Source organism: Cryobacterium sp. Y57 (assembly GCF_002929505.1).
Taxonomy (GTDB): Bacteria; Actinomycetota; Actinomycetes; order Actinomycetales; family Microbacteriaceae; genus Cryobacterium.
Genome location: NZ_PJJL01000071.1, coordinates 116758 through 138952 on the forward strand (window position 1 = coordinate 116758; position 22195 = coordinate 138952).

The 22195-nt window shown below is 64.4% G+C and carries 19 protein-coding genes; 2 read left to right on the forward strand and 17 right to left on the reverse strand.

Translation table 11 applies throughout. The features are described 5' to 3' along the window. The first annotated feature begins 16 nt into the window (after positions 1-16). Both CXY72_RS14675 and CXY72_RS14680 read left to right on the forward strand, forming a co-directional pair. The gene (locus tag CXY72_RS14675) at positions 17-568 is read left to right on the forward strand and encodes a flavin reductase family protein (RefSeq protein WP_104128409.1); all 552 of its coding nucleotides are present in this window, start codon (positions 17-19) and stop codon (positions 566-568) included. 145 nt (positions 569-713) lie between these two features. After that, positions 714-1562: an alpha/beta fold hydrolase gene (locus CXY72_RS14680; RefSeq protein ID WP_104128410.1), complete on the forward strand. Its 849-nt coding sequence runs from the start codon at positions 714-716 to the stop codon at positions 1560-1562. A 133-nt stretch (positions 1563-1695) separates the two neighbouring features. Here the strand turns inward: CXY72_RS14680 and CXY72_RS14685 are convergent, their stop codons facing one another. The 17 genes from CXY72_RS14685 to CXY72_RS14765 form a co-directional block, all read right to left on the reverse strand. Continuing rightward, the gene (locus CXY72_RS14685; protein WP_104128411.1) at positions 1696-2478 is read right to left on the reverse strand and encodes a 1-acyl-sn-glycerol-3-phosphate acyltransferase; all 783 of its coding nucleotides are present in this window, start codon (positions 2476-2478) and stop codon (positions 1696-1698) included. A 54-nt stretch (positions 2479-2532) separates the two neighbouring features. Further along, positions 2533-6000, reverse strand: a complete 3468-nt coding sequence (gene dnaE, locus CXY72_RS14690) for a DNA polymerase III subunit alpha (RefSeq protein WP_104128595.1) — start codon at positions 5998-6000, stop codon at positions 2533-2535. 109 nt (positions 6001-6109) lie between these two features. After that, on the reverse strand, positions 6110-7060 hold the full coding sequence (locus tag CXY72_RS14695) for an RluA family pseudouridine synthase (RefSeq protein ID WP_104128412.1): 951 nt from the start codon (positions 7058-7060) through the stop codon (positions 6110-6112). Continuing rightward, on the reverse strand, positions 7057-7704 hold the full coding sequence (gene lspA, locus CXY72_RS14700; protein ID WP_104128413.1) for a signal peptidase II: 648 nt from the start codon (positions 7702-7704) through the stop codon (positions 7057-7059). Before lspA ends, CXY72_RS14695 begins: the two co-directional genes overlap by 4 nt. Then, positions 7694-8332: a DivIVA domain-containing protein gene (locus CXY72_RS14705; RefSeq protein WP_104128414.1), complete on the reverse strand. Its 639-nt coding sequence runs from the start codon at positions 8330-8332 to the stop codon at positions 7694-7696. The genes lspA and CXY72_RS14705 overlap by 11 nt, the downstream gene beginning before the upstream one ends. Before the next feature lie 148 nt (positions 8333-8480). Continuing rightward, positions 8481-8783 (reverse strand): YggT family protein, encoded by a 303-nt coding sequence (locus tag CXY72_RS14710; protein ID WP_233197860.1) that lies wholly within the window; start codon positions 8781-8783, stop codon positions 8481-8483. A gap of 9 nt (positions 8784-8792) precedes the next feature. Continuing rightward, positions 8793-9326 carry a cell division protein SepF gene (locus tag CXY72_RS14715; protein WP_104128415.1) on the reverse strand — a complete coding sequence of 178 codons (534 nt, stop codon included), beginning with the start codon at positions 9324-9326 and terminating at the stop codon, positions 8793-8795. A 32-nt stretch (positions 9327-9358) separates the two neighbouring features. Then, positions 9359-10087 (reverse strand): YggS family pyridoxal phosphate-dependent enzyme, encoded by a 729-nt coding sequence (locus tag CXY72_RS14720; protein ID WP_104128416.1) that lies wholly within the window; start codon positions 10085-10087, stop codon positions 9359-9361. Positions 10088-10197: 110 nt separating this feature from the next. Then, the gene (gene ftsZ, locus CXY72_RS14725) at positions 10198-11409 is read right to left on the reverse strand and encodes a cell division protein FtsZ (RefSeq protein WP_104128417.1); all 1212 of its coding nucleotides are present in this window, start codon (positions 11407-11409) and stop codon (positions 10198-10200) included. Between the two features lie 150 nt (positions 11410-11559). Then, positions 11560-12405, reverse strand: a complete 846-nt coding sequence (locus CXY72_RS14730) for an FtsQ-type POTRA domain-containing protein (protein WP_104128418.1) — start codon at positions 12403-12405, stop codon at positions 11560-11562. A gap of 331 nt (positions 12406-12736) precedes the next feature. Beyond that, positions 12737-14158 (reverse strand): UDP-N-acetylmuramate--L-alanine ligase, encoded by a 1422-nt coding sequence (murC, locus tag CXY72_RS14735; RefSeq protein ID WP_104128419.1) that lies wholly within the window; start codon positions 14156-14158, stop codon positions 12737-12739. Between the two features lie 74 nt (positions 14159-14232). After that, a complete protein-coding gene (locus tag CXY72_RS14740; protein WP_104128420.1) occupies positions 14233-15306 on the reverse strand; it encodes a glycosyltransferase in 1074 nt (357 codons plus the stop codon). After that, positions 15303-16625, reverse strand: a complete 1323-nt coding sequence (gene ftsW, locus CXY72_RS14745; RefSeq protein WP_104128421.1) for a putative lipid II flippase FtsW — start codon at positions 16623-16625, stop codon at positions 15303-15305. Before ftsW ends, CXY72_RS14740 begins: the two co-directional genes overlap by 4 nt. Positions 16626-16630: 5 nt before the next feature. After that, positions 16631-18145 (reverse strand): UDP-N-acetylmuramoyl-L-alanine--D-glutamate ligase, encoded by a 1515-nt coding sequence (murD, locus tag CXY72_RS14750; RefSeq protein WP_104128422.1) that lies wholly within the window; start codon positions 18143-18145, stop codon positions 16631-16633. Next, a complete protein-coding gene (gene mraY, locus CXY72_RS14755) occupies positions 18145-19236 on the reverse strand; it encodes a phospho-N-acetylmuramoyl-pentapeptide-transferase (protein WP_104128423.1) in 1092 nt (363 codons plus the stop codon). The genes murD and mraY overlap by 1 nt, the downstream gene beginning before the upstream one ends. After that, entirely contained in the window at positions 19233-20642 is a 1410-nt protein-coding gene (gene murF / locus CXY72_RS14760; protein WP_104128424.1) for a UDP-N-acetylmuramoyl-tripeptide--D-alanyl-D-alanine ligase, read from the reverse strand. Before murF ends, mraY begins: the two co-directional genes overlap by 4 nt. Beyond that, complete coding sequence (locus CXY72_RS14765) at positions 20643-22187, reverse strand: Mur ligase family protein (protein WP_104128425.1); 1545 nt, start codon at positions 22185-22187, stop codon at positions 20643-20645. Between the last annotated feature and the right edge of the window lie 8 nt (positions 22188-22195).

Here is a 22195-nt window from a genome sequence, read left to right on the forward strand (position 1 = left end):
AGATTGTTGGTTGTGTATGAAAAGTAATGTTGAACCCCCACTCACTCTGCCGGTCGCCCCGCCGCTCACCGCTGATCCCCATGCGCCCGACGACCTCGCCGCGTTCAAGCACGCGTTTCGCCGTCACGCCGCCGGGGTCGCCGCGATAACGACCCTGGCCCAAGACGGCAGCCCGGTCGGCTTCACGGCCACCTCCCTCGCGTCGCTCTCTGCGGTTCCGCCGCTCGCCACGTTCAACATGGCCCGATCGGCGAGCTCGTGGGCGTCGATCGCCGCCGCCGACCGCGTGGTCATCCACATGCTCGGCGCGCATAACCGGAGCGTCGCCGAGAAACTCGCCGGGCCGCACGCCGAACGCTTCGTCGGTGAGCACTGGCAGCCCGGCCCCTACGGTCTTCCGGTGCTGGAGGGCGTGACCAGCTGGATGATCGGCCGCATCGTCGAACGAGTATCGGTGCACAACAACGCCGTCGTCGTCGTGCAGATCGAGGGCGGTGGCATGGGGCCCGACGCTGAGGCCCTGCTCTACCACGAGCGTACCTACCGAGTACCGGGCGCCGCCGTCTAGACCGACTCGCCGAATTGGCAGCTCTACACGTCACAGAACGTCTCGGAGACCTGCGCGCCCGGCGGAGATCGTGGCCGAGCGGGATGCCCACCAACGAGGTTGATCATCGCTTCCCCAAAAAGCGAACTGTTCGTAGTGTTGTCCGATGACGACCCTTTGCACGACCTTTGTGACCTTCGACGAAGTCGAGCTCTGCGTCGAGATGTACGGAGAGCAACGTGACCCTCCCGTGCTTCTGATCGCCGGGATGTCGGCTTCTATGCTGTGGTGGCCGGGCGAGGTCTGCGAGAAGATCGCCTCCTCTGGGTTCTTCGTGATCCGTTACGACCAGCGGGACACCGGCCGTTCGACGAGTTTTCCACTCGGGCGCCCCGGCTACTCGACCCACGATCTGGCAGCCGATGCCTTGCGTATCTGCGACTCGCTCGGTCTGCGTTCCGCGCACGTCGTCGGCCACTCCCTGGGATCAGGGATCGCCTCTATTCTGGCTATCGACCATCCCGACCGGTTGCGCTCTGTGACATTGCTGGGCGCAACCACCGGGGCGCCAGACCTTCCTTCCGGAACCGGCACCTTCCCGGATCTCCCTGATGATCTCGAATCGAGAGTGGCCGCTATCGATTACCTCCTCGCGGACACTCGCGCCTGCGATGGCTTATCGCCCCTTTTCGACGAGGATCGAATTCGCCAGTTCATCACCGGCGACGTGGATCGCGCCGACGATATCGAAGCCACGATCTCCAACCCTCCCGCCATGGAGTTCACACGCCCCAGACACGGTGACCTCGGCACCGTGACTGTTCCGTCCCTTGTCATGCACGGCGAAATGGATTCAATTTTTCCGCTCGCTCACGGCGAGGCCGTTGCACGTTTGATACCCGATGCCGCATTCGTGATGCTTCCCGGTGCCGGGCACACGTTACTCACCGTCGATCAAGGGGATTTCACGACCCCCCTCATCCGCCACCTCCGTGCGGCCGTGCGCCGCCGATAGGGCGGCCTGCCCACCTCGTCGACGCCGACTTCGGAGTCAGCGCCGTCTGCGTCCTCCCGGCCCCTGAACAGCTCCACCTTCGATTTCGATCTGCATTGCGGATACTGCACATGGTCAAGCCCTGGCTGAGGGGTCAGGCTCTCAGCTTCTTCCTGGCCGCCTTGCGACGGCGCCGTTCCGCCTCGACGACCGCAGCTTCGGCCGGTGTCGGCGCGGTCCCGCCCAGGTGTGCGGGCTGCCACCACGCTCCGGCGCCCGCCACCGGGTAGTCCGCCTGCACGGCGTCGACCAGAGACTGCAGGGTGACGTGCAGCTGCAGCGTGTGCGCCGCGACGTTGCGGTCGGCCAAGCCTGCCGCATCCGGTGGAATCGGCTGGCCGAAGCGGATGCCCACCGGCACGCCGACCCGTTCCCGCAGTGTCGACCGGTGGTTCTTGGTCATCAATCGATGCCCACCCCACACGGCGACCGGGATGATCGGCACGTTCGCGGCCTGCGCCATGCGCACCGCGCCGGTTTTGAGCTCTCGCACCGTGAACGAGGCATTCACTCCGCCCTCGGGAAAAACACCGAGCAGTTCGCCGTTGTCGAGAGCGTCGACGGCCTGAGCGTAGGCCTCCCCGCCGCTGTCCATGTCGACCGAGATGTGCTTCATCCCCCGCAACAGCGCTCCTACCAGCGGCTGGTCGAAGGCGCCCTTCTTGGCCATGAAACGAATGTGACGACGATTGTGCCGCCAGGTGGTCCACTCGACCAGGGCGAAGTCGAGGTAACCGAAGTGGGTGATCGCGAGTACCGCGCCGCCGGTGGCCGGCAGATGTTCCAGGCCGGTCACGGTCGGGCGCACCCGGAGCAGGCCGAACAGGGCGCGTCCGGCACCGATGGCGGTCGAATAGATCGGCTCTCGCTTGTGCATGTATCCAGCCTAGGCTGGCACGCTGTCAGTCTTCTGCAGCGCGTGCGCCGCTGATCAGGTCAGGCAGCTCGGGCCGAGGATGCTCTTGAGCTCGCCGAACAGGTCCGCGCTCACCTTCACGCGGTGCGGCAGTTCGAACACCCGAGCCACGTCGCCCTTGACCAGTTTCAACCGTACCTCGGCATCTCCACTGTGCCGCTGGAGGATCTCGCCGAGTGCACCGACAGTGTCGGTGGTCGCGCGGGCCTCCCCGACCGTGATCGAGACCAGGCTCTGGTCTGAACCCTGGCCGAGCTCCGGCTGGAAAACACTGAACGCGTGCAGGTTCATGCCGTCGTCGCGCAGGCTCACGCGGCCGCGCACCACGACGACCGCGTCGCTCACCAGCTCGGGTGCGAATTCGAGGTAGGCCTTACCCATGAACATCGCGGTGATTTCACCGCCGAAGTCTTCGACCTGGATCATGCCGTACTGGTTACCCGATTTCTTCGCGATCCGGTGCTGCACGCTCGTGATCAGGCCGGCCACGGTCACGGTGTCGCCGTCTTCGGTCGATTCAGACGCGATCAGGTCGGCGATGGTCGTGCTGGCGTGTTTGGCGAGCAGAATTTCCAGCCCGGCGAGCGGATGGTCGGACACGTACAGCCCGAGCATGTCGCGTTCGTAGGCGAGCTTCTCTTTCTTACTCCACTCCGGCCGGTCGGGCACCTGCTCGGTGTCCTGCGGTTCGTCGAAGAGGCTGTCGAAGTCGAACCCGATATTGCCGTTGCTCTCCTCCCGCTTGATCTTGACGGCGGACTCCACGGCCGATTCGTGAATCTCGACCATGCCGCGCCGGGTCGCGCCGAGCGAATCGAATGCCCCGGCCTTGACCAGCGATTCAATCGTGCGCTTGTTGGCAACCGGCAGCGGCACCTTGCGCAAAAAATCGTGGAACGACTCGAAGCGGCCCTTTTCCTCGCGGGCGCTGCGAATAGCTTCAACCACGTTGAAACCGACGTTGCGCACAGCACCCAGGCCGAAACGGATGTCCGTGCCCACGGCCGCGAAGAACCCGATCGACTCGTTCACGTCGGGCGCCAGCACCTGGATTCCCATGCGGCGGCACTCGTTGAGATAGAGCGCGAGCTTGTCGCGGGAGTCGCCAACGCTGGTGAGCAGCGCCGCCATGTACTCGGCCGGGTAGACGGCTTTGAGGTACGCGGTCCAGTAGGATAGCACCCCGTACGCAGCGGAGTGCGCCTTGTTGAAGGCATAGTCGGAAAAGGGCAGCAGGATGTTCCAGACCGTGGTCACAGCATCCATGGAGTAGCCGCGGTCCTGCATGCCCTTGGAGAAGCCCTCGAACTGCTTGTCCAGCTCAGACTTCTTCTTCTTACCCATGGCGCGGCGCAGCAGATCGGCTTCACCGAGTGTGAAGCCGGCGAGCACCTGCGCGATGGACATGACCTGCTCCTGGTACACGATCAGGCCGTAGGTGGTGCCGATGACCTCTTTGAGGGGCTCTTCGAGCTCCTTGTGGATGGGAATGATCTCCTGCACACCGGTCTTGCGCAGCGCGTAGTTGGTGTGTGAGTTGGCGCCCATGGGCCCCGGGCGGTACAGGGCGATGACCGCCGAGATGTCTTCGAAGTTGTCGGGCTTCATGAGCCGCAGCAGCGCTCGCATGGGGCCGCCGTCGAGTTGGAAGACACCGAGGGTGTCTCCGCGGGCGAGCAGTTCGTAGGCGGCGGGGTCTTCAAGCCCGAGGTCTTCGAGCACGGGCCGGTGGCCGCGGTTCACCGCGATGTTGTCGAGGGTGTCATCGATGATGGTGAGGTTGCGCAGCCCCAGGAAGTCCATCTTGATCAGTCCGAGGGCTTCGGAAGCCGGGTAGTCGAACTGCGTGACGATCTGACCGTCCGCTTCCCGTTTCATGATCGGAATAATGTCGATCAGGGGGTCACTCGACATGATCACGCCGGCGGCATGCACGCCCCACTGGCGCTTCAGGTTCTCCAGGCCCAGGGCGGTGTCGAAGACGGTGCGCGCTTCGGGGTCGCTTTCGATCACCGCACGAAAGTCGGCCGCTTCCCGGTAGCGCGGGTGGTCCTTGTCGAACATGCCGGTGAGGGGCACGTCCTTGCCCATGATGGCCGGCGGCATGGCTTTAGTGAGTTTGTCGCCCATGCCGAACGGAAAGCCGAGTACGCGGGAGGCGTCTTTCAGGGCCTGTTTGGCCTTGATCGTGCCGTAGGTGACAATCTGGGCAACGCGTTCCTCGCCGTATTTCTCGGTGACGTACTTGATGACTTCACCGCGACGACGCTCGTCGAAGTCGACGTCGAAGTCGGGCATGGAGACGCGGTCGGGGTTCAAAAACCGTTCAAAGATGAGCCCGTGCACGAGCGGGTCGAGGTCGGTGATGCCCATCGCGTACGCGACCATCGAGCCGGCACCGGAGCCACGACCGGGGCCGACGCGGATGCCCTGCTGTTTGGACCACATGATGAAGTCGGCGACGACGAGGAAGTAGCCGGGGAATCCCATTTGCACGATGATGCCGACTTCGTAGTCGGCGCGCTTCCGCACGTCTGCCGGGATGCCCTTCGGGTAGCGTTTGGCCAGCCCGATCTCGTTTTCTTTAATAAACCAGCTTTCCTCGTTTTCACCCTCCGGGCAGGGAAAGCGGGGCATGTAGTTGGCTTTGGTGTTGAATTCCACCTCACAGCGCTCGGCGATGAGCAACGTGTTGTCGCAGGCTTCGGGGTGGTCACGAAACAGGTGCCGCATTTGCGCGGCGGTTTTGAGGTAGAACTCGCTGGAGTCGAACTTGAACCGGTTCGGGTCGTCGAGGGTGGAGGCCGACTGCACGCAGAGCAGCGCGGCGTGGGCGGTAGCGTCGTGGGCGTGCGTGTAGTGCAGGTCGTTGCTGGCCAGAAGGGGCAGGTCCAGCTCCTTGGCGAGCTTGAAGAGGTCGGTCATGGTTCGGCGCTCGATGTCGATGCCGTGATCCATGATTTCGCAGAAGAAGTTCTCCTTGCCGAAGATGTCCTGGAAATCTCCGGCTGCCTTCTTGGCCTCGGCGTACTGGCCGAGCCGCAAGCGGGTCTGTACTTCCCCACCGACGCAGCCGGTCGTTCCAATCAGACCCGTGGAGTACTGGCTGAGCAGCTCGCGGTCCATGCGCGGTTTGAAGTAGTACCCCTCGAGGCTCGCTTTCGACGAGAGCCGGAACAGGTTGTGCATTCCCGCCGTGTTCTCGGAGAGCAGCGTCATGTGGGTGTACGAGCCGGTGCCACCGACGTCATCCCGGTTTTGGCCACTCGTTCCCCAGCGCACCCGGGTCTTGTCGCGGCGGTCGGTGCCGGGGGTGATGTACGCCTCGGTACCGATGATCGGTTTGATACCGGCGTCGGTCGCGCTCTTCCAGAAGTCGAACGCGCCGAACACGTTACCGTGGTCTGTGATCGCCACCGCCGGCATCCCCTGCTCGACAGCGGCCTTGATCAAGGGTTTTACCCGGGCTGCACCGTCGAGCATTGAGTACTCGCTGTGCACGTGCAGGTGTACAAAATTTTCGGTGGCACTGACCGGGTTACTCACAAAGACTCCGACTAGTTGATGAAACGGTTAGGGGCGAGTCGGCCGGTCAGTCTCCGCGCAGCACCGCGAGGGCGTGCGAGAGGTCAGCCGGGTAATCGGCGTTGTAGGTGACCCACTCGTGACTGTCCGGATGGGTGAAAGCCAGCTGTTTCGCGTGCAGCCACTGGCGCTTGAGTCCGAGTCGGGCGGTGATCGACGGATCGGCACCGTACATGGCGTCGCCGACACACGGATGCCGCTGGGCCGTCATGTGTACGCGGATCTGGTGGGTGCGCCCGGTCTCCAGGTGCACCTCGAGCAGGGAAGCCGAAGGGAAGGCTTCGAGGGTCTCGTAGTGGGTGATCGAGGACTTACCGTCAGCCATGACCGCGAACTTCCAGTCCGATCGCGGGTGGCGGCCGATGGGCGCGTCGATGGTGCCGGCGAGCGGGTCGGGGTGGCCCTGGACGACTGCATGGTAGATCTTGTCCACCTCGCGATCGTGGAACGCCTTTTTGAGGGTGACATAGGCCGTCTCCGACTTGGCAACGACCATGAGCCCGCTGGTACCGACGTCGAGGCGGTGCACGATGCCTGCCCGTTCGGCAGCGCCGGACGTCGCGATGCGATACCCCGCCGCCGCCAGGGCACCCGGAACGGTTGGGCCGGTCCATCCGACGCTCGGATGGGCGGCGACGCCGGCCGGCTTGTTGATGACGATGATGCTCTCATCATCGTGCACGACCGTGAGGTCGGGAACGGCGATGGGGATGATGCGCACCGGTTGCTTGGGCTGCCAGGTGACTTCGATCCAGCTGCCCGCCCGGAGGCGATCCGATTTGCCGACGACGGCGCCGTCGAGCACGACGCCGCCCGCCTCGGACACCTCGGCGGCGAAGCTGCGGGAGAACCCGAACAGCTTGGCTAGGCCGGCGTCAACGCGTACGCCCTCCAGCCCGTCCGGCAGGGGCAGCGATCGCTGTTCCGGCGCGCTGGACAGCTCGTGGGAACCGGTCATGGCCGGGCCTCGGCCCCGGGGTTTGGCCGGTCACTGGGCGTTGAATCAGGATCAACGGAGTCGCTGGTCATGGAATCGGGGGTCACAGCATCCGTTTGTTTCAGTGTTGGGGTGGCGGTCTTGCTGACAGCCACGACCTTATTGCCGTCGAGACCGATCCCGCGAATGGTCAAAATCATGAAGATGACCATGCTGCTCACGATGGCCATGTCGGCGACGTTGTAGATCGCCGGCAACAACCACGGTGTCGAGATGAAATCGACGACGTGCCCGACCCCGAAGCCGGGTTCGCGCAGCAACCGGTCGGTCAGGTTGCCGAGCACTCCACCGAGGAGCAGCCCGAATACCAGACCCCAGGCGAACGAGCGGATGCGCCGGGCGAACCACACGATGAACACCACGACGGCGGCAGCGATGATGGAGAAGATCCAGGTGGACCCGCTCGCGAGGGAGAATGCCGCCCCCGGGTTCCGAACAAAGTGCATTTGCAGCACATCGTCCAGAACCCGGATCACGGAACCCTCGGTCATCGAAGCGACGACGAGATACTTACTGGATTGATCGAGCGCGTAAACGCCGAGCGCGACGAGAGCTAGAACGATGAGCGCTCGCGAACGCTTCTTCGTTCTGGCGCTAGGCTCCAAAGCCCTGGAAGCTGGGCTTCGGCGCGGTTCCAGAGTCGACCGCAGAGCCGACCGAGCTCGCGTCGAGGTCGTGCAGCTGACCCTCGATGTAATTCTTGAGCTTCAGACGGTACTCGCGCTCGAACGTGCGCAGCTCGTCGATTTTGCCTTCGAGCGTCGAACGCTCCTGGTCGAGCTTCTGCAGCTGAACGCGCTGCTGGGTCTCGGCCTCGGCGATGACACGTGCCGCAGTGGCGTGGCCCTCAGCTATCAGGGCGTCGCGCTTTTCAGCGCCCTCCTTGACGTGCTCCTCGTGCAGGCGGCGAGCCAGTTGCAGCAGGTTGGTCGTGCCAGCCGTCTCGTCGATCGGCGTCGCGGCGACAGCGGCAACCGGAGCGGCGACGGGTTCGACGACAACGGGTGTGACAACGACGGGTTCGGACGACACCGCAGCGAGCGAAGCGGACTCGGCCACGGGGGCAGCGTCTCCTCCGACCTGAGCGCGCAGTTCCTCGTTCTCCTTGGTCAAGCGACGCAGTTCGACAACGACCTCGTCGAGAAAGTCATCGACCTCATCCTGGTCGTATCCCTCGCGGAACTTGGTCGACTGGAACCTTTTGTTGACTACATCTTCCGGAGTTAGCGCCATGGCTTTCCACCCTCAAAACTTGTGTTAATTGTGAACATTTGACTGACTTGCGGCGATGAGTGCCTCAAGTGTTGGATTGACTACGGGCTACCGACGAGCGAGTGCAGGCTCGGGGCGAACCAGTCATCCGATAAGGATACATGCCCCACTAGGCGCGTTGTATTATTCCTGCCACGGTCATGCCGACGATGCAGCAAAGCATCGTCAGCGTGAAGCCGAAATCCAGCGCGATCGGCCCGATGCGAAGCGGCGGGACCAGACGACGGAAGAAGCGTACCGGCGGGTCCGTCAACGTGTAGACGAATTCGACGAGCACGAGCAGGAAGCCTTGGGGACGCCAGGACCGGTTGACACCGCGCACGAGATCAATGATGAACCGACCCCAGAGAACGAGGAAGTACATGAAGAACAGGAAGTAGAGAAGATTCCCCAGAATCGATAGACCAGTCACACTTTAAGTCTAGCCTTGCGCGAAGAAGGAGCTATCCTCTGCGCCCTCTTCGGTGGTGCTGTCGCCGGAGACGACGACGTGGGACGGCGAGAGCAAAAAGACCTTGGCTGTGACGCGCTCGATCTTGCCGTAGAGGCCCTGCGACAAGCCACTGGCGAAGTCGATCAGGCGACGAGCGTCACCGTCGCTCATCTGCGACAGATTGATGATGACGGGAATGCCTTCGCGGAAGGATTCGGCGATGACCTGGGCGTCTTTGTAGGCGCGCGGGTGAACCGTGAGAATTTCATTCATGTCAGACGCAGCCACATTCTGGGGGGTCGAAGTCTTGCGCAGCGGGGTGACCGGTGCACGACCGGCAGAGTTCTGGGCCGTGTTGGAGGGTGCGGCGTTACCGTGCGGCGCGTTGTCGTGCCCGCGTGCAGGCACCGCACTCACGTGGTTGGTGGCGGCAGCACTCGGGGCGCTGGCGGGCGCCTGGTACTCCAGCTCTTCGTCTGCCAGACCCAGGTAGACCATGGTTTTCTTGAGCGGGTTGGACATGTCGACCTCCGTGTTGGTTTGCTACTTCGAGATTAACTGAGCACCGGGCGATTGCCGGTGATTGCCGTGCCAATTCTTAGGTGTGTCGCCCCTTCGAGCACGGCAGCCGCGTAGTCCTGGCTCATGCCCATGGACAACGCGGTGGCCGTGGGCACCTGCTGACGGATCTGTTCGCTGAGCTCGCGAACGTAGGCGAAAGCACGGCGCGGCTCCTGCCCCAAGGGAGCGACGGCCATGAGCCCGAGCAGGCGCACGCCGGGAACGATGAGAGCGCTGTCTACCAGGGCCGACAGATTTTCGGGATCCACGCCTCCGCGCGCCGCGTCATCCGTCAAATTTACCTGGATGAAGCAGTCGATCGTCGATTCTTTTGAGGCCAGTGCGGTCACGAGAGACTCCCGATCAACCGAGTGGATGACGTTGGCATAGGCCCGCACTTGGCGCGCCTTTTTCCCCTGCACCTGCCCGACAAAATGCCAGACGAGGTCGAGATCGGCCAGCGACGCGGCCTTGGACTGTGCCTCCTGGTGCCGGTTCTCCCCCATGTTGCGCACACCGAGGGCGTAGAGCTCTTCGATCAGTGAAATGGGGTGGAATTTGGTCACGACGATCGTGGTGATGTCGGCCGGATCGCGGCCCGCTGTGCGGGCCGCATCGGCGACACCGACGCGCACGGTTTGCAGACGGGTTGCCAGATCGCTCGGTGCCGGCGTGTTAACTGCCGGTTTAGAGGATGCCCCGTGAGGGAATTCCAAGCTCATAGTGCTCTGTCCGTTGCGTGTGGCCGGTTCGTGTGGCCGATTCGTGTGGTGATCAGGGTGCATCCCGAAGCCGATGCGACCTGATCGCCCCGGGATTGCCTGTCATCGACCTATTTGAGGAAGTCGGGGATGTCCAGGTCGTCGGCCTCTTCTTCAAAGGCCGGGTCGGCAACGGTCACGCCGTTACCAGCGTCAGAGCCGCCCCAGACGGAGGCCGCGAGCTCGCCATCGCTGTAGCTGCCGGAGTCGGTCGCCGGGACTTTCGCAGCGCTGCCGGCGGATGCTGCCGCACCGGCCGTTACTGACCCGGCACCAGCCGCAATTCCAGCGGCCACCAGGTCGGCACGCCGAACCTCGACCGCTTTGGCGCCGGGCTCGCCACCGTCGAAGCCGGCAGCGATCACGGTGACCCGTACCTCGTCGCCCAGCGTGTCATCGATGACGGCACCGAAGATGATGTTGGCTTCGGGGTGCACGGCTTCCTGCACAAGGCGGGCCGCATCGTTGATCTCGAAGATTCCCAGGTTGGATCCGCCCTGGATCGACAGGAGCACGCCGTGAGCGCCGTCGATTGAGGCTTCGAGCAGAGGCGACGCGACGGCCAGTTCGGCCGCCTTGATCGCACGGTCGGCTCCGCGAGCCGAGCCGATGCCCATGAGGGCCGAGCCGGCACCCTGCATGACCGACTTGACGTCGGCGAAGTCGAGGTTGATCAGCCCGGGGGTGGTGATCAGGTCGGTGATTCCCTGCACACCAGCCAGGAGCACCTGGTCAGCGGTCGCGAAGGCCTCGAGCATGCTGATGCCGCGGTCGCTGATTTCAAGCAGGCGATCGTTGGGCACGACGATGAGAGTGTCGACCTCGTTCTTGAGCGAGGCGACCCCGGTCTCGGCCTGGGCCTGGCGGCGCTTGCCCTCGAAGCCGAATGGCTTGGTGACGACACCGATGGTGAGCGCGCCGATGGACTTGGCGATACGGGCGACGACGGGGGCGCCACCGGTTCCGGTGCCACCACCCTCTCCAGCGGTGACGAAGACCATGTCGGCCCCGGCGAGGGCTTCCTCGATCTCCTCGGCGTGGTCCTCGGCGGCGCGGCGACCCACCTCAGGGTCCGCGCCGGCACCGAGCCCGCGGGTGAGGTCGCGGCCGACGTCGAGCTTGACGTCGGCATCGCTCATGAGCAGAGCCTGGGCATCCGTATTGATGGCGATGAACTCGACACCGCGGAGGCCCAATTCGATCATGCGGTTGACCGCGTTGACACCGCCACCGCCGATACCGACAACCTTGATGACGGCTAGATAATTTTGATTGTTTGACACGTCCGGCCTCCGGGTGGAACCCTAAACCTCTAGTCGAAGTTTAAAGTTATGCTGAGTATGCAATTCCTGTTTACGAAAGTATGCGGGCGCGACGCGTCACTGGGGAGGCTCGCCCGCGTGTCGCAAAGAACGGGCAGAATCCGTTGCGATCTAGCGCAGCACCGCACTGTCGGGCGACGACACGTCGTACTCATTCACCGTGCCGGCGGGGTGGCCGATCAGCAGGGCGGCGAGCACGATGGCTTTGTACTCGGATTTTTCCGGGCTGCCCCAGACCACTCGTTCACCACCGAGCAGGCTCAGTGTGACATCGTCGGTGCTCACGGCAGCCACCGCGTCCAACTGGGTACGGATGCTTTCGGGCAGGGCTGCGAGAACCGCGGCGGCGGCCTTGAATCCGGCGCTGGTGATTCCCTCCGGCGCGTCAATGAGCGGGTATCCTGCCGTGCGCTCCGGCGTCGTTTCAATGACCACCCCGGCGGCGTCGACCAGGTTGAATCCGGTCGGACCGGCGAGCACACCCACCGGTACCCGTTCGACGATGCGCACCACGAGTGTGCCCGGCGGGCGACTCTCGGTGGCGTAGCTCTGAATCAAGGCGAACTGCGACAACTCACGCTTGATCAGGTTGCTGTCGATCAGGGGCAGCGGGGTTCCGAGCTCCTCGGACAGCGCTGCCGACACCTCCCCGGCCGGAATGCGGCTCGTCCCGACGACCTCGATCGTGCGCAGAGCCATCAGTGGTGAGTAGGCGGCGCCGATGATGAGCGTGAAGGCCAGAAGAATCGAACCGACACCGAGAATCCACGCGGTGCGCCGACGACGCGTGCGCCCGGTGAAGCGTCGTACTTCGGCCCGTTCGAACCGTTTGCGGGCGCGCTGGGCCGCCCGCAGCAGCGACCGGGCCGCACGGGCACCTGCAGTGTCGCCGGAGAGCTCCTGGACTCCGTCTGCCTGCACCGAAGCCGTCGGCGCAGCCGGCGCGAGAACAGACACGGGCGCGGCTGTGACCAGCGAAGCGGATGCCTGTCCCCCGGCAACAACGATCGGTTCCGTCGTCGTATCGGATGCACTGAACGGTTGTGGCGCACTTTTTTGCGCAGCGCCACCCCCGGCAGGCGCAGCCTTGTGCGTTATCGACGAGGACGGTTGCTTCCTGGGCACCCGCGAAGACGCTGAAGCTACGTGAGTATCCACGGGTGGCGTGGGCGTCGGTTTCGCCCGGGGCGAGTCCGCACGCCGTTTCGGGGCAGGAGCGGTCGGACGAACCGGCTCGGGAGTCTGCTCGCCCGACCGATCGAAGCTGGCGGGTCGCCTCACCGCCGCCTCACCCGCGTACTTTTTCGAGCGCGGCGAGCAGCTGGGGCACGATGCGGTTGACGTCTCCGCAGCCGAGGGTGACGACGAAGTCACCGTCGCGGGCGATCTCGGCGAGGTAGTCGGCCGCATCCTGCCAGTCGGGCACGTACGCGACGTGGGACGGGTCGCGAAACCGGTCGGAGACGAGCGCGCCGGTGACGCCGGGCTCTGGGTCTTCGCGGGCGCCATAGACGCCGAGCACGATGGTCTGGTCGGCGAAGGTCTCGAGAGTCTCGGCGAATTCCTGAGCGAACAGGCGGGTGCGGCTGTACAGGTGCGGCTGGTGCACGGCAATGATGCGGCCCTCACCGACCACGGTACGGGCCGCGGCGAGAGCGGCGGCAACCTCGGTCGGGTGGTGGGCATAGTCGTCATAGACGCTGACGCCGCCGATCGTGCCGTGCAGTTCGAACCGGCGCTGGGTGCCGCCGAAGCCGGCGATCGCGTCGAGGCTGGCGGCCGGGTCGAAACCGAGGCCGACCAACACGGCGAAGGCGCCGGCGGCATTGATGGCGTTGTGTTTGCCCGGGATGCGCAGGGTGGCGCTGTAATCCTTTCCCTCCCAGGAGACGCTGAAACTGACCGGTCCGGCAGTGGTGATGGAATGCACGCGCACCGTGGAATCGCGGTGCTCGCCGAACGTGACGACGCGGGCGGCGGCATCCGCTTTATTCAGGCCGGCCGTGATGGCCGTGGTGACCCTCACTGCGCCGACGTCATCGGAGGAGATGACGACCAGTTCGCTGGCAGCGCGGCTGAATTCGACGAAAGCGGCCTCGAAAGCTTCGAGCGAGCCGTAATGGTCGAGGTGATCGGGGTCGACGTTCGTAATCAGGGCGACCGCCGTGTGGTACAGCAGAAAAGAACCGTCGGATTCGTCGGCTTCCACCACGAACAGGTCGTCGGCGCCGCTCGCGGAGCTCACCCCGAGCGATTCGATCACGCCCCCGTTGACGAAGCTGGGGTCTTGGCCGAGGCCGAGCAGGCCGGTGACGATCATGCCGGTGGAGGTGGTCTTGCCGTGTGCGCCGGCGACCGAAACCAGGCGGTGGTGGCGGATAAGCCAAGCCAGGGCCTGGGCGCGGTGCAGCACCGGCAGGCCGCGTTCATTTGCGAGCACGTACTCGGGGTTGTCCTGCCAGAGGGCGCCGGTGACGACGAGGGAATCGGCGGTTCCGACGTTGGCGGCATGATGCCCGATGTGTACGGTCGCACCGAGTTCACGCAGGGCCTGTATGTTCGATGAATCCTTCGCGTCCGACCCGGTGACCGTATAGCCCCGATCCAGAAACAGCCGTGCGATGCCACTCATGCCGGATCCGCCGATGCCCACGAAGTGCACACTTCCGAGGTTGTCGGGAATAGTCAGGTTGAGGTCTGGTTTGATCACCGTGGTGCGCTCTTCTCGATTGAAGCTGAAAAAACAGTTTGTGCGGGCACTACGTTACGCGTGCCCACCGACGTTCAGGTCGTGAGCACCTCGTGAATCAGGTCGACCATTCGAATCGTTCCGTCGAGCGCGCCTACAGATGCTGCCCCCCGCGCCATTGCCGCCAGCCGCGCCCGGTCGCCCAGCAGTGTCACCAGATCAGCCTGAACAAAAGCCGGTACGAAGTCCTTATCATCGACCAGAATGCCCCCACCGGCCGCCAGCACCGGTGCAGCGTTGAAACGCTGTTCGCCATTGCCGACCGGGTATGGCACGTATACGGCCGGAATCCCGAGCGCACACAATTCGCTCACGGTGGCAGCTCCCGCCCGGGTTACGGCGAAATCAGCCGCCGCAAGGGCCAGATCCATGCGGTCGCAGTACTCGACCAAGTAGTAGTGCGGCAGCTGCGGGTCGGTGACCTCGGCCTTCGACCCGGTAATGTGCAGTACTTGCCAGCCCGCCGCGACCAGGTCCCTCGCAGCAGCGACCATGGTGGAGTTGAGCTTGCGGGCACCGAGTGACCCGCCGGTGACGAGCAGCACGGGGCGTTCTGGGACAAGACCGAAGAATGCACGAGCGTCGGGCCGGACTGCCGCCTGGTCGAGTCGTTCAATCTCCGGTCTCAGTGGCATGCCCACGAACCGGGCATGCCGAATCGGGGTGCCGGCGAACGCGACGCCGACGTGCCGGGTCAGGCGCGCCCCCAGCTTGTTGGCCAGTCCCGGCCTGGCGTTGGCCTCGTGAATAACGATCGGCACGCCGGCACGACGCGCCGCGAGGTATGCCGGTGTCGAAACGTAACCCCCGAAGCCGACGACCACGTCGACCCGGCGCGAACGGATCACGTCGGTCACCGTTCGCACGGCCGCAGTGAACCGCGGCAGAAAACGCAGGGCGGTCCGATTCGGGCGGCGTGGAAACGGCACCCGGGCAACGACGATGAGTTCGTAGCCGCGGGCCGGAACCAGGCGGGACTCGAGGCCCTCAGCGGTGCCGAGAACCAGCACCGTGGCATCCGTTTCAGTGGCGCGGATGTGGTCGGCGACGGCGAGCAGGGGGTTGACGTGGCCGGCGGTTCCGCCGCCCGCCAGAAGGTACGTGGTCATGCCCGGTGAGCCTCGATGGAGTCGGTGTCGTGGAAATCGTTCTGTGCTTCGCTCGAGCGGTCGCCACGTGCGAAAGAGAGCACGATGCCGATCGCCACCAGGGTCGTGAGTAGAGCTGTGCCACCGGCCGATATGAGCGGCAGCGGTACGCCCAACACGGGAAACACTCCGAGCACCACGCCGATATTGACGAAGGCCTGGCCGATGATCCAGACCATGGCGGCAGCGACGGAGACCTTGGCCTGAACGGTGGTGACCGAACGCATGATGCGGAGGAAGGCGAAGGCCAACAGAATGAACATGCCCAGCACGACGATGCAGCCGATCAGGCCGAGCTCCTCGCCGATGATGGCGAAGATGTAGTCGTTGTCAGCCGCCGGCAGCCACGACCATTTCGCCTTGGAGTTGCCAAGGCCCACGCCGAGGATTCCACCGTTGGCCAGCGCCCAGGTGCCGTGCAGCGGCTGCCAGCAGCTGCTGGAGATCTCGCCGCTTAGCTGCGTACAGCTCTCGTTGAGAAAGCTCGTGATGCGAGTCATGCGGTTGGGGCTCACAATGGCCAGCACGATAGCGCCACCGACACCGAACATAAGCGGAACGGCGAGCAGCCGCAGTTTCACGCCAGCGAAAAACAGTGCGCCGAAGAGTATGCCGGCCATGATCATGGCGGTTCCGAGGTCACCGCCCATCATGACGAGCAGCACCGCCCCGCCGCCGACCCCGAACACGGGAATGAACACGTGCTTCCAGTCGTCGAGCTGGTGTTGTTTTTTCGACAGGATCATGCCGAGCCAGATGACCAGTGCCACCTTGATGCCCTCGGACGGCTGAAACTGAATGCCGAAGATATTCAGCCAGTTGGTGTTGCCTCCGGTGCCACGGCCGAGTCCGGTGGCCACCACCAGAAATTGAAAGAAACAGGTGATCAACAGCGACGGCCAGGCCACACGCCGCCAGAACGCGAGCGGCAGCCGGCTGACGACGAGCATGAGGGGAATGCCGATCAGCGCGAACATCCCCTGACGCAGCAGCCCGCCGAAGAAACCCATGTCAGCCAGGAAGGAGTCGACCGACGACGACGACAGCACCATGACGAGGCCGAAGATGACCAGAAACAGGGTGGTGCCCAGCAGGAGGAAGTAGTTGCCACCCTCAGCTTTGAACACCCGACCGAGGTTGATGCGAACCTGGGGTCCGCCCGGCGCTTCCGGATCTGTCGGCTGGGCGGATGCCAGCGTCGGGCGCCCGGAAGCAGGCGCGGTGCGGGTGGCGGGGCGTGACGTGGTGCGGGATGCGGGGTTACGCGGCACCTGAACCATCCGCGTCACCTGCCTAGAAGATCGTGTACTGCCTGATTGAAGAGCCGGCCGCGTTCGACATAACTCTCGAACTGGTCCATCGACGCGGCAGCCGGTGCGAGCAGCACCGTATCCCCGGCCCTGGCGATTCCGGCAGCAAGCCGCACCGCCACCGTCATCACCTGGTCGTTCCCGTTCGATACAGTGTCGTCCGGGTCGATCTCGAACACGGTCAGGTCGGGGGCGTGTCGCGCGAATGCCTGGCGTAATGCCAGGCGATCGACGCCGATGATGATCGCGCCGCGTAGGCGACCCACGTGCTTGTGCACGAGCTGATCGATGTCGACCCCCTTAAGTAGCCCGCCGACGAGCCAGACCACCGACTCATAGGCGGCCAGGGACGCATCGGCGGCGTGCGGATTAGTCGCCTTGGAATCGTCGACCCATTCCACGCCGTCCCCGATGGCCACGGTCTCGATGCGGTGCGCGTCGAGATGGAAGGTCTCCAGTGCCGTGTGGATAGTGGCCGGCAGCACGCCGTACGACCGGGCGAGCGCGCTCGCGGCGAGCACGTCCATGATCACGTGCGCGGCGCCGAGACCGGCCGAGACGAGGTGGGGAACGGTGGTCAGTTCGAGGGCGCGTTCGAACCGGTCCGGAAGGAACGCCCGGTCGCAGACGATGCCGTCGACGATGCCCAATTCGCTCGGCCCCGGCACGCCCAGGCCGAAACCGATCGCCCGGGCACCCTCTTGCACGTCGGCTTCCTGAACCATTTCGCGGGTGGCGGCATCCGCGGTGTTGTAGACGCAGGCAACCGCGGTGTTCAGGTACACCTTGGCTTTTGCCGCGCGGTATGCGGCGGCCGAACCATGCCAGTCCAGGTGGTCGTCAGCGACATTGAGGCAAAGGCTTGCCCAAGGCGCCAGGGCGCCCGGACCGCTCTGCGGCAAGTGGTGCAGCTGGTAGCTCGACAATTCGACTACGAGCACGTCCCAGCCGGCGGGATCGCGAATGGCGTCGAGCACGGGCACGCCGATGTTGCCGCAGGGGGCGACGCGACTGCCGTGGGCGGCGAGCATGGTGGCGGTGAGCTGGACGGTGGTGGTTTTGCCGTTGGTGCCGGTGACGAGCATCCACTCGGCGGGAACGCCGACCTTGTCGCGCAGCCGCCAGGCGAGTTCGATGTCACCCCAGACTGGAACCTGGTTCTCCGCCGCCCACGTGAGCAGCGGGTGATCGGGAGGGAAGCCGGGCGACACGATGATCACTTCCGGCATCTGTGCCACCAGCTGCGCAGGCACCTCCCGCAGGTCAGCCTGCACGAACGGCACTCCAAGTATCGTGAGTAGGTCGAATCGTTCGTCGGGCCCGGTTGACGCCAGTACGAGCACGTCCGCGCCGAGTTCGGCGAGGGTGTCGGCGGCGGCAAAGCCGGTCATGCCGAGTCCGAGTACCGCCACGCGCAGCCCGTTCCAGTCAGCGTGCCAGCTGGTGAGTTCGTCGAGTCGGTTGTTTCTCAACAGATTGACATCGTCCATCAGCGCGACAACCACTCGAGGTAGAACGAGCCGACACCGGCCGCGACGAGTAGGCCGCCGATGATCCAGAATCGCACGACGACCGTGACTTCGGCCCAACCCTTGAGCTCGAAGTGGTGATGGATCGGACTCATCAGGAAGATGCGTTTACCGTGGGTGATTTTAAAGTAGACACGTTGCACGATCACCGATCCGGCTTCCATCACGAACAGGCCGCCGATGAGGACGAGCAGCAATTCGGTACGGCTGAGAATCGCAAGGGCAGCCAGCGCGCCGCCGAGGGCGAGCGAACCGGTATCGCCCAGAAAGATCTTGGCCGGCGAGGTATTCCACCAGAGAAAACCGATCAGGCCACCGACGATAGTCGCCGCGATGATGGCCAGGTCAAAGGAATCGGGACCGAGATAGCACTTGTATTGGTCGGCGGCATCCGATCCCCCGAAGCAGCTCTGGTTGGACTGCCAGAAGCCGATCACCACAAAAGACCCAATGGCAAAAGTGGATGCCCCCGTAGCGAGGCCATCGAGGCCGTCAGCGACGTTGACGCCGTTCGAGGTCGCGGCCACGATCAGGCAGATCCAGAGCAGGAACACGGCGATGCCGATGAACGTGCCCAGTTGCATGAAGTCGAGGGGTAGGTCACGAATGAACGAAATACTCGTCGAAGCGGGTGTCTGGCCGTTGCGGTCGACGAACTGCAGCGACAGAACACCGAAAGCCCCAGCGACGATGACCTGCCCGAGAACCTTGGACCAACCACCGAGCCCCAGGCTGCGCTGGTGGCGGGTCTTCAAAAAGTCGTCGAGAAAACCAACCAGCCCGAGGCCCACCATCATGAACAAGACGAGCAACGGTGACGGGGTGAACGGTCGTTGCTCGATCAGCATGGCCGTGAAGTAGCTGATCAGCACACCCAGAATGATGATGATTCCACCCATGGTGGCGGTACCGCGCTTGGCGTGGTGACTCTTGGGGCCGTCGTCTCGAATGAATTGGCCCCAGCCGAGCTTCTTGAACAATCGAATGAACAGCGGCGTCAGAAACAGCGTGAACGCTAGCGAAAACGCTCCGGACAACAGCAGTACTCTCACGAGAACAAGTCTCCCAGTCGATCACCGAGAAATCGCAGACCCGCAGAGTTGGATGACTTCACCAGCACGGTGTCCCCCGGATTCACGCTGCTGCGCACCAGTTCGAAGGCATCGTCCGGCGTGTCGACATAGACCGATTCACCGTCCCACGAACCCTCGTTGATCGTGCTGATGTGCATACGGCGGGCTCGCTGGCCCACCACTATCATCTGGGAGATGTTCAGCCGCACAGCGAGTAGCCCGATGCGATCGTGCTCTTCACCGGCCAGTTCGCCGAGTTCGGCCATCTCGCCGAGAACCGCGATGGTTCGGCAGCCGGGAGTACCGATCTGAGCAAGCGTCTTGAGCGCTGCGCTCATCGAGTCGGGGCTCGCGTTGTAGGCGTCATTGATGATCGTGACGTTGTCTTTACCGCCGAGCACCTCCATGCGCCAGCGTTCGGCCCGTGTGGTGGCTTGCAGTGCGGCGACGATATCGCCAAGCGACACCCCGAGCACCTCCGCGGCGGCCGCCGCAGCGAGGGCATTCATGACATGGTGCTCACCGAGCACCGGGAACACGACCGGGGCGCTCTGCCCGTCGGCGAGGTGCAGGGTGAACGTTGTTCCCGTGCGACCGGAGTGCAGGTCGCTTGCGCGCACGTCGACCTGGCCATACTCGCCGAACCGCACAATGCGCGCCGGGGTGATCGCGGCCATCTGCGCTACGCGCGGGTCGTCGGCGTTCAGCACCGCGACATCCGTGGGAAGCAGATCGGTGACCATCGCGGACTTCGCCCGCACGGTGGCGTCAAGATCACCGAATTCACCGGCATGGGCGAGGCCGATGGTGAGCACGATGCCCACGTCGGGTCGGACCAGGCGCACGAGGTTCGCGATGGCGCCCTCGCTACTGGCGCCCATCTCGATCACCAGAAAACGGGTATCGTCGGTGACCTCGAGCATCGTCATCGGCGCCCCGACCTGGTTGTTGAAAGAGCCGCGCGCGGCGACGGTGGGGCCGACCCGCTCGAACATGCTGCGCAGCAGGTTCTTGGTCGTGGTTTTGCCATTGGAACCGGTGACGGCAACGACCTTGAGAGTCCCGGCGGAACGCACCCTGGCGACAACGAAGGAGGCCAGGGCGCCGAGCGCTGCAACGGCGTCGGCCACGACGATCTGAGTGACCGGCAGGTCGAGCAGTCGTTCCACGATGAGAAGCGCGGCCCCCGAGGCTGCGGCGGCAGGCGCGAACAGGTGCCCATCGGTGACCGCCCCGGGCTTGGCGATGAAGATGGAGCCGGGTTCGACCAGGCGAGAATCGGTCTGCACCGATCCGTGTACCCGATCCGCTTGCGCGGACGCGCCGGCGAGGTGCAGCGCACCATCGACGACCTGGCTGATCTCGGCCAGGGAGAGGGCGATCATTTACAACCACCCCGCGTCGCGCAGCGCCTGGCGGGAGTCATCCCTGGCCGAATACGGCAGTTTCACGCCTTGTACCTCGTGGTAGTCCTCGTGGCCTGGGCCGGCGTACAGAATGGTGTCTCCTTCGTGTGCGAGTGACAACGCCGTGCGAAATGCCGCACGGGGGTTGGCCACCTCATAGAACTCGCCGTCTGGCACGGCTGCGCGCGCCGCTTTCAGTAAAACAGCACGGATGCTGGCGGCATCTTCAAACCGCGGATGAAAGTCGGTCACCACCACGATATCGCTGCCCTCGGCGGCGATCCGGCCCATATCGGCGCGTTTGGTGGTGTCGCGGTCGCCGTCGGCGCCGAACAGCATAATGAGCTTACCCGGCGTGAATTTACGCAGGGCCGCGAGCGTATTGAGGAAGGCATCGGGGCTGTGCCCATAATCGATGTAGACCAGCGGCCCGCGATCACCGGAGATGCGCTCCGCGCGGCCGGGGATGAACGCGACAATGCCACCGTCGCGGTTCAGTGTGTGCTGGATGGCGCCGAGGTCGAATCCGCTTTCCACGAGCATGACAATGGCCAGCGCGGCGTTGGCGGCCATGTACCAGCCGAGCAACGGTACCCGGGTATGCAGGCGACGGCCGCCCCGGCCCTCGAGCACGAAGTCGGTGTGCGTGGCAGACTCCCCCACAACGCTCATATGCCAGTCGGCATCGACGTGGGCCAGGTTGCTGATGGTCGTCACCGGGATGCGGCATTCGTCGGCGAGGCGCCGCCCCCACTCGGTGTCGACGGTGACGACACCTCGGTGCGACCGGTCGGGCTGGAACAACTCCAGCTTCGCCTGGAAGTAGTCATCCATCGCCGGGTAGTCGTCGAGGTGGTCGTGGCTGAGATTGGTGAACGCAGCGATATCGAAGACGAGGCCGTCGACCCGGTAGCGACTGAGGGCTTGCGCCGATACCTCGATGCCGACGGCGCGTACCTCGGCCTCGTTCATCCGAGCCAACAAGGCGTGCAGTTCGCTGGCCTCGGGCGTGGTCAGTGAACTCGTCACGGCTAGATCGCCGATGCGGCGTTCGGCAGTCGAGGTGAGCCCGGAGACGACGCCGAGTTGGTTCAGAATGCCGAACAACAGGTAGACGACGCTGGTCTTGCCGTTGGTGCCGGTGACCGCGAACAGGGTCGCCGGATTGTCATCGGTGCGATAAATCCAGGCCGCGACGGCGCCCAGCGCGGCGCGGGCATCCGGCGTGACCAAAACCGGCAAACCGCTGGCCGCAGCGAGCACCCCGCCGGCTTCGTCGGTCAAAATGGCCACCGCCCCGGCCTCGGCGGCCGCAGCAGCGAAGGTCGCGCCGTGCAGGTGCGCGCCGGGAACGCCGACATAGAGGTCGCCTGGTTGCACCGAGCTCGAGCTCAAGCTCACTCCGGTGACTTCGAGACCGTCGATGTCTCCACGCAGTTCTAGATCAAATTCGGCAACCAATCCCGACAACGACCGCGGAACGGGATGCTCGGGACGGAGAGCCGACGGCGCCAATTCAGACACGCAGGGCT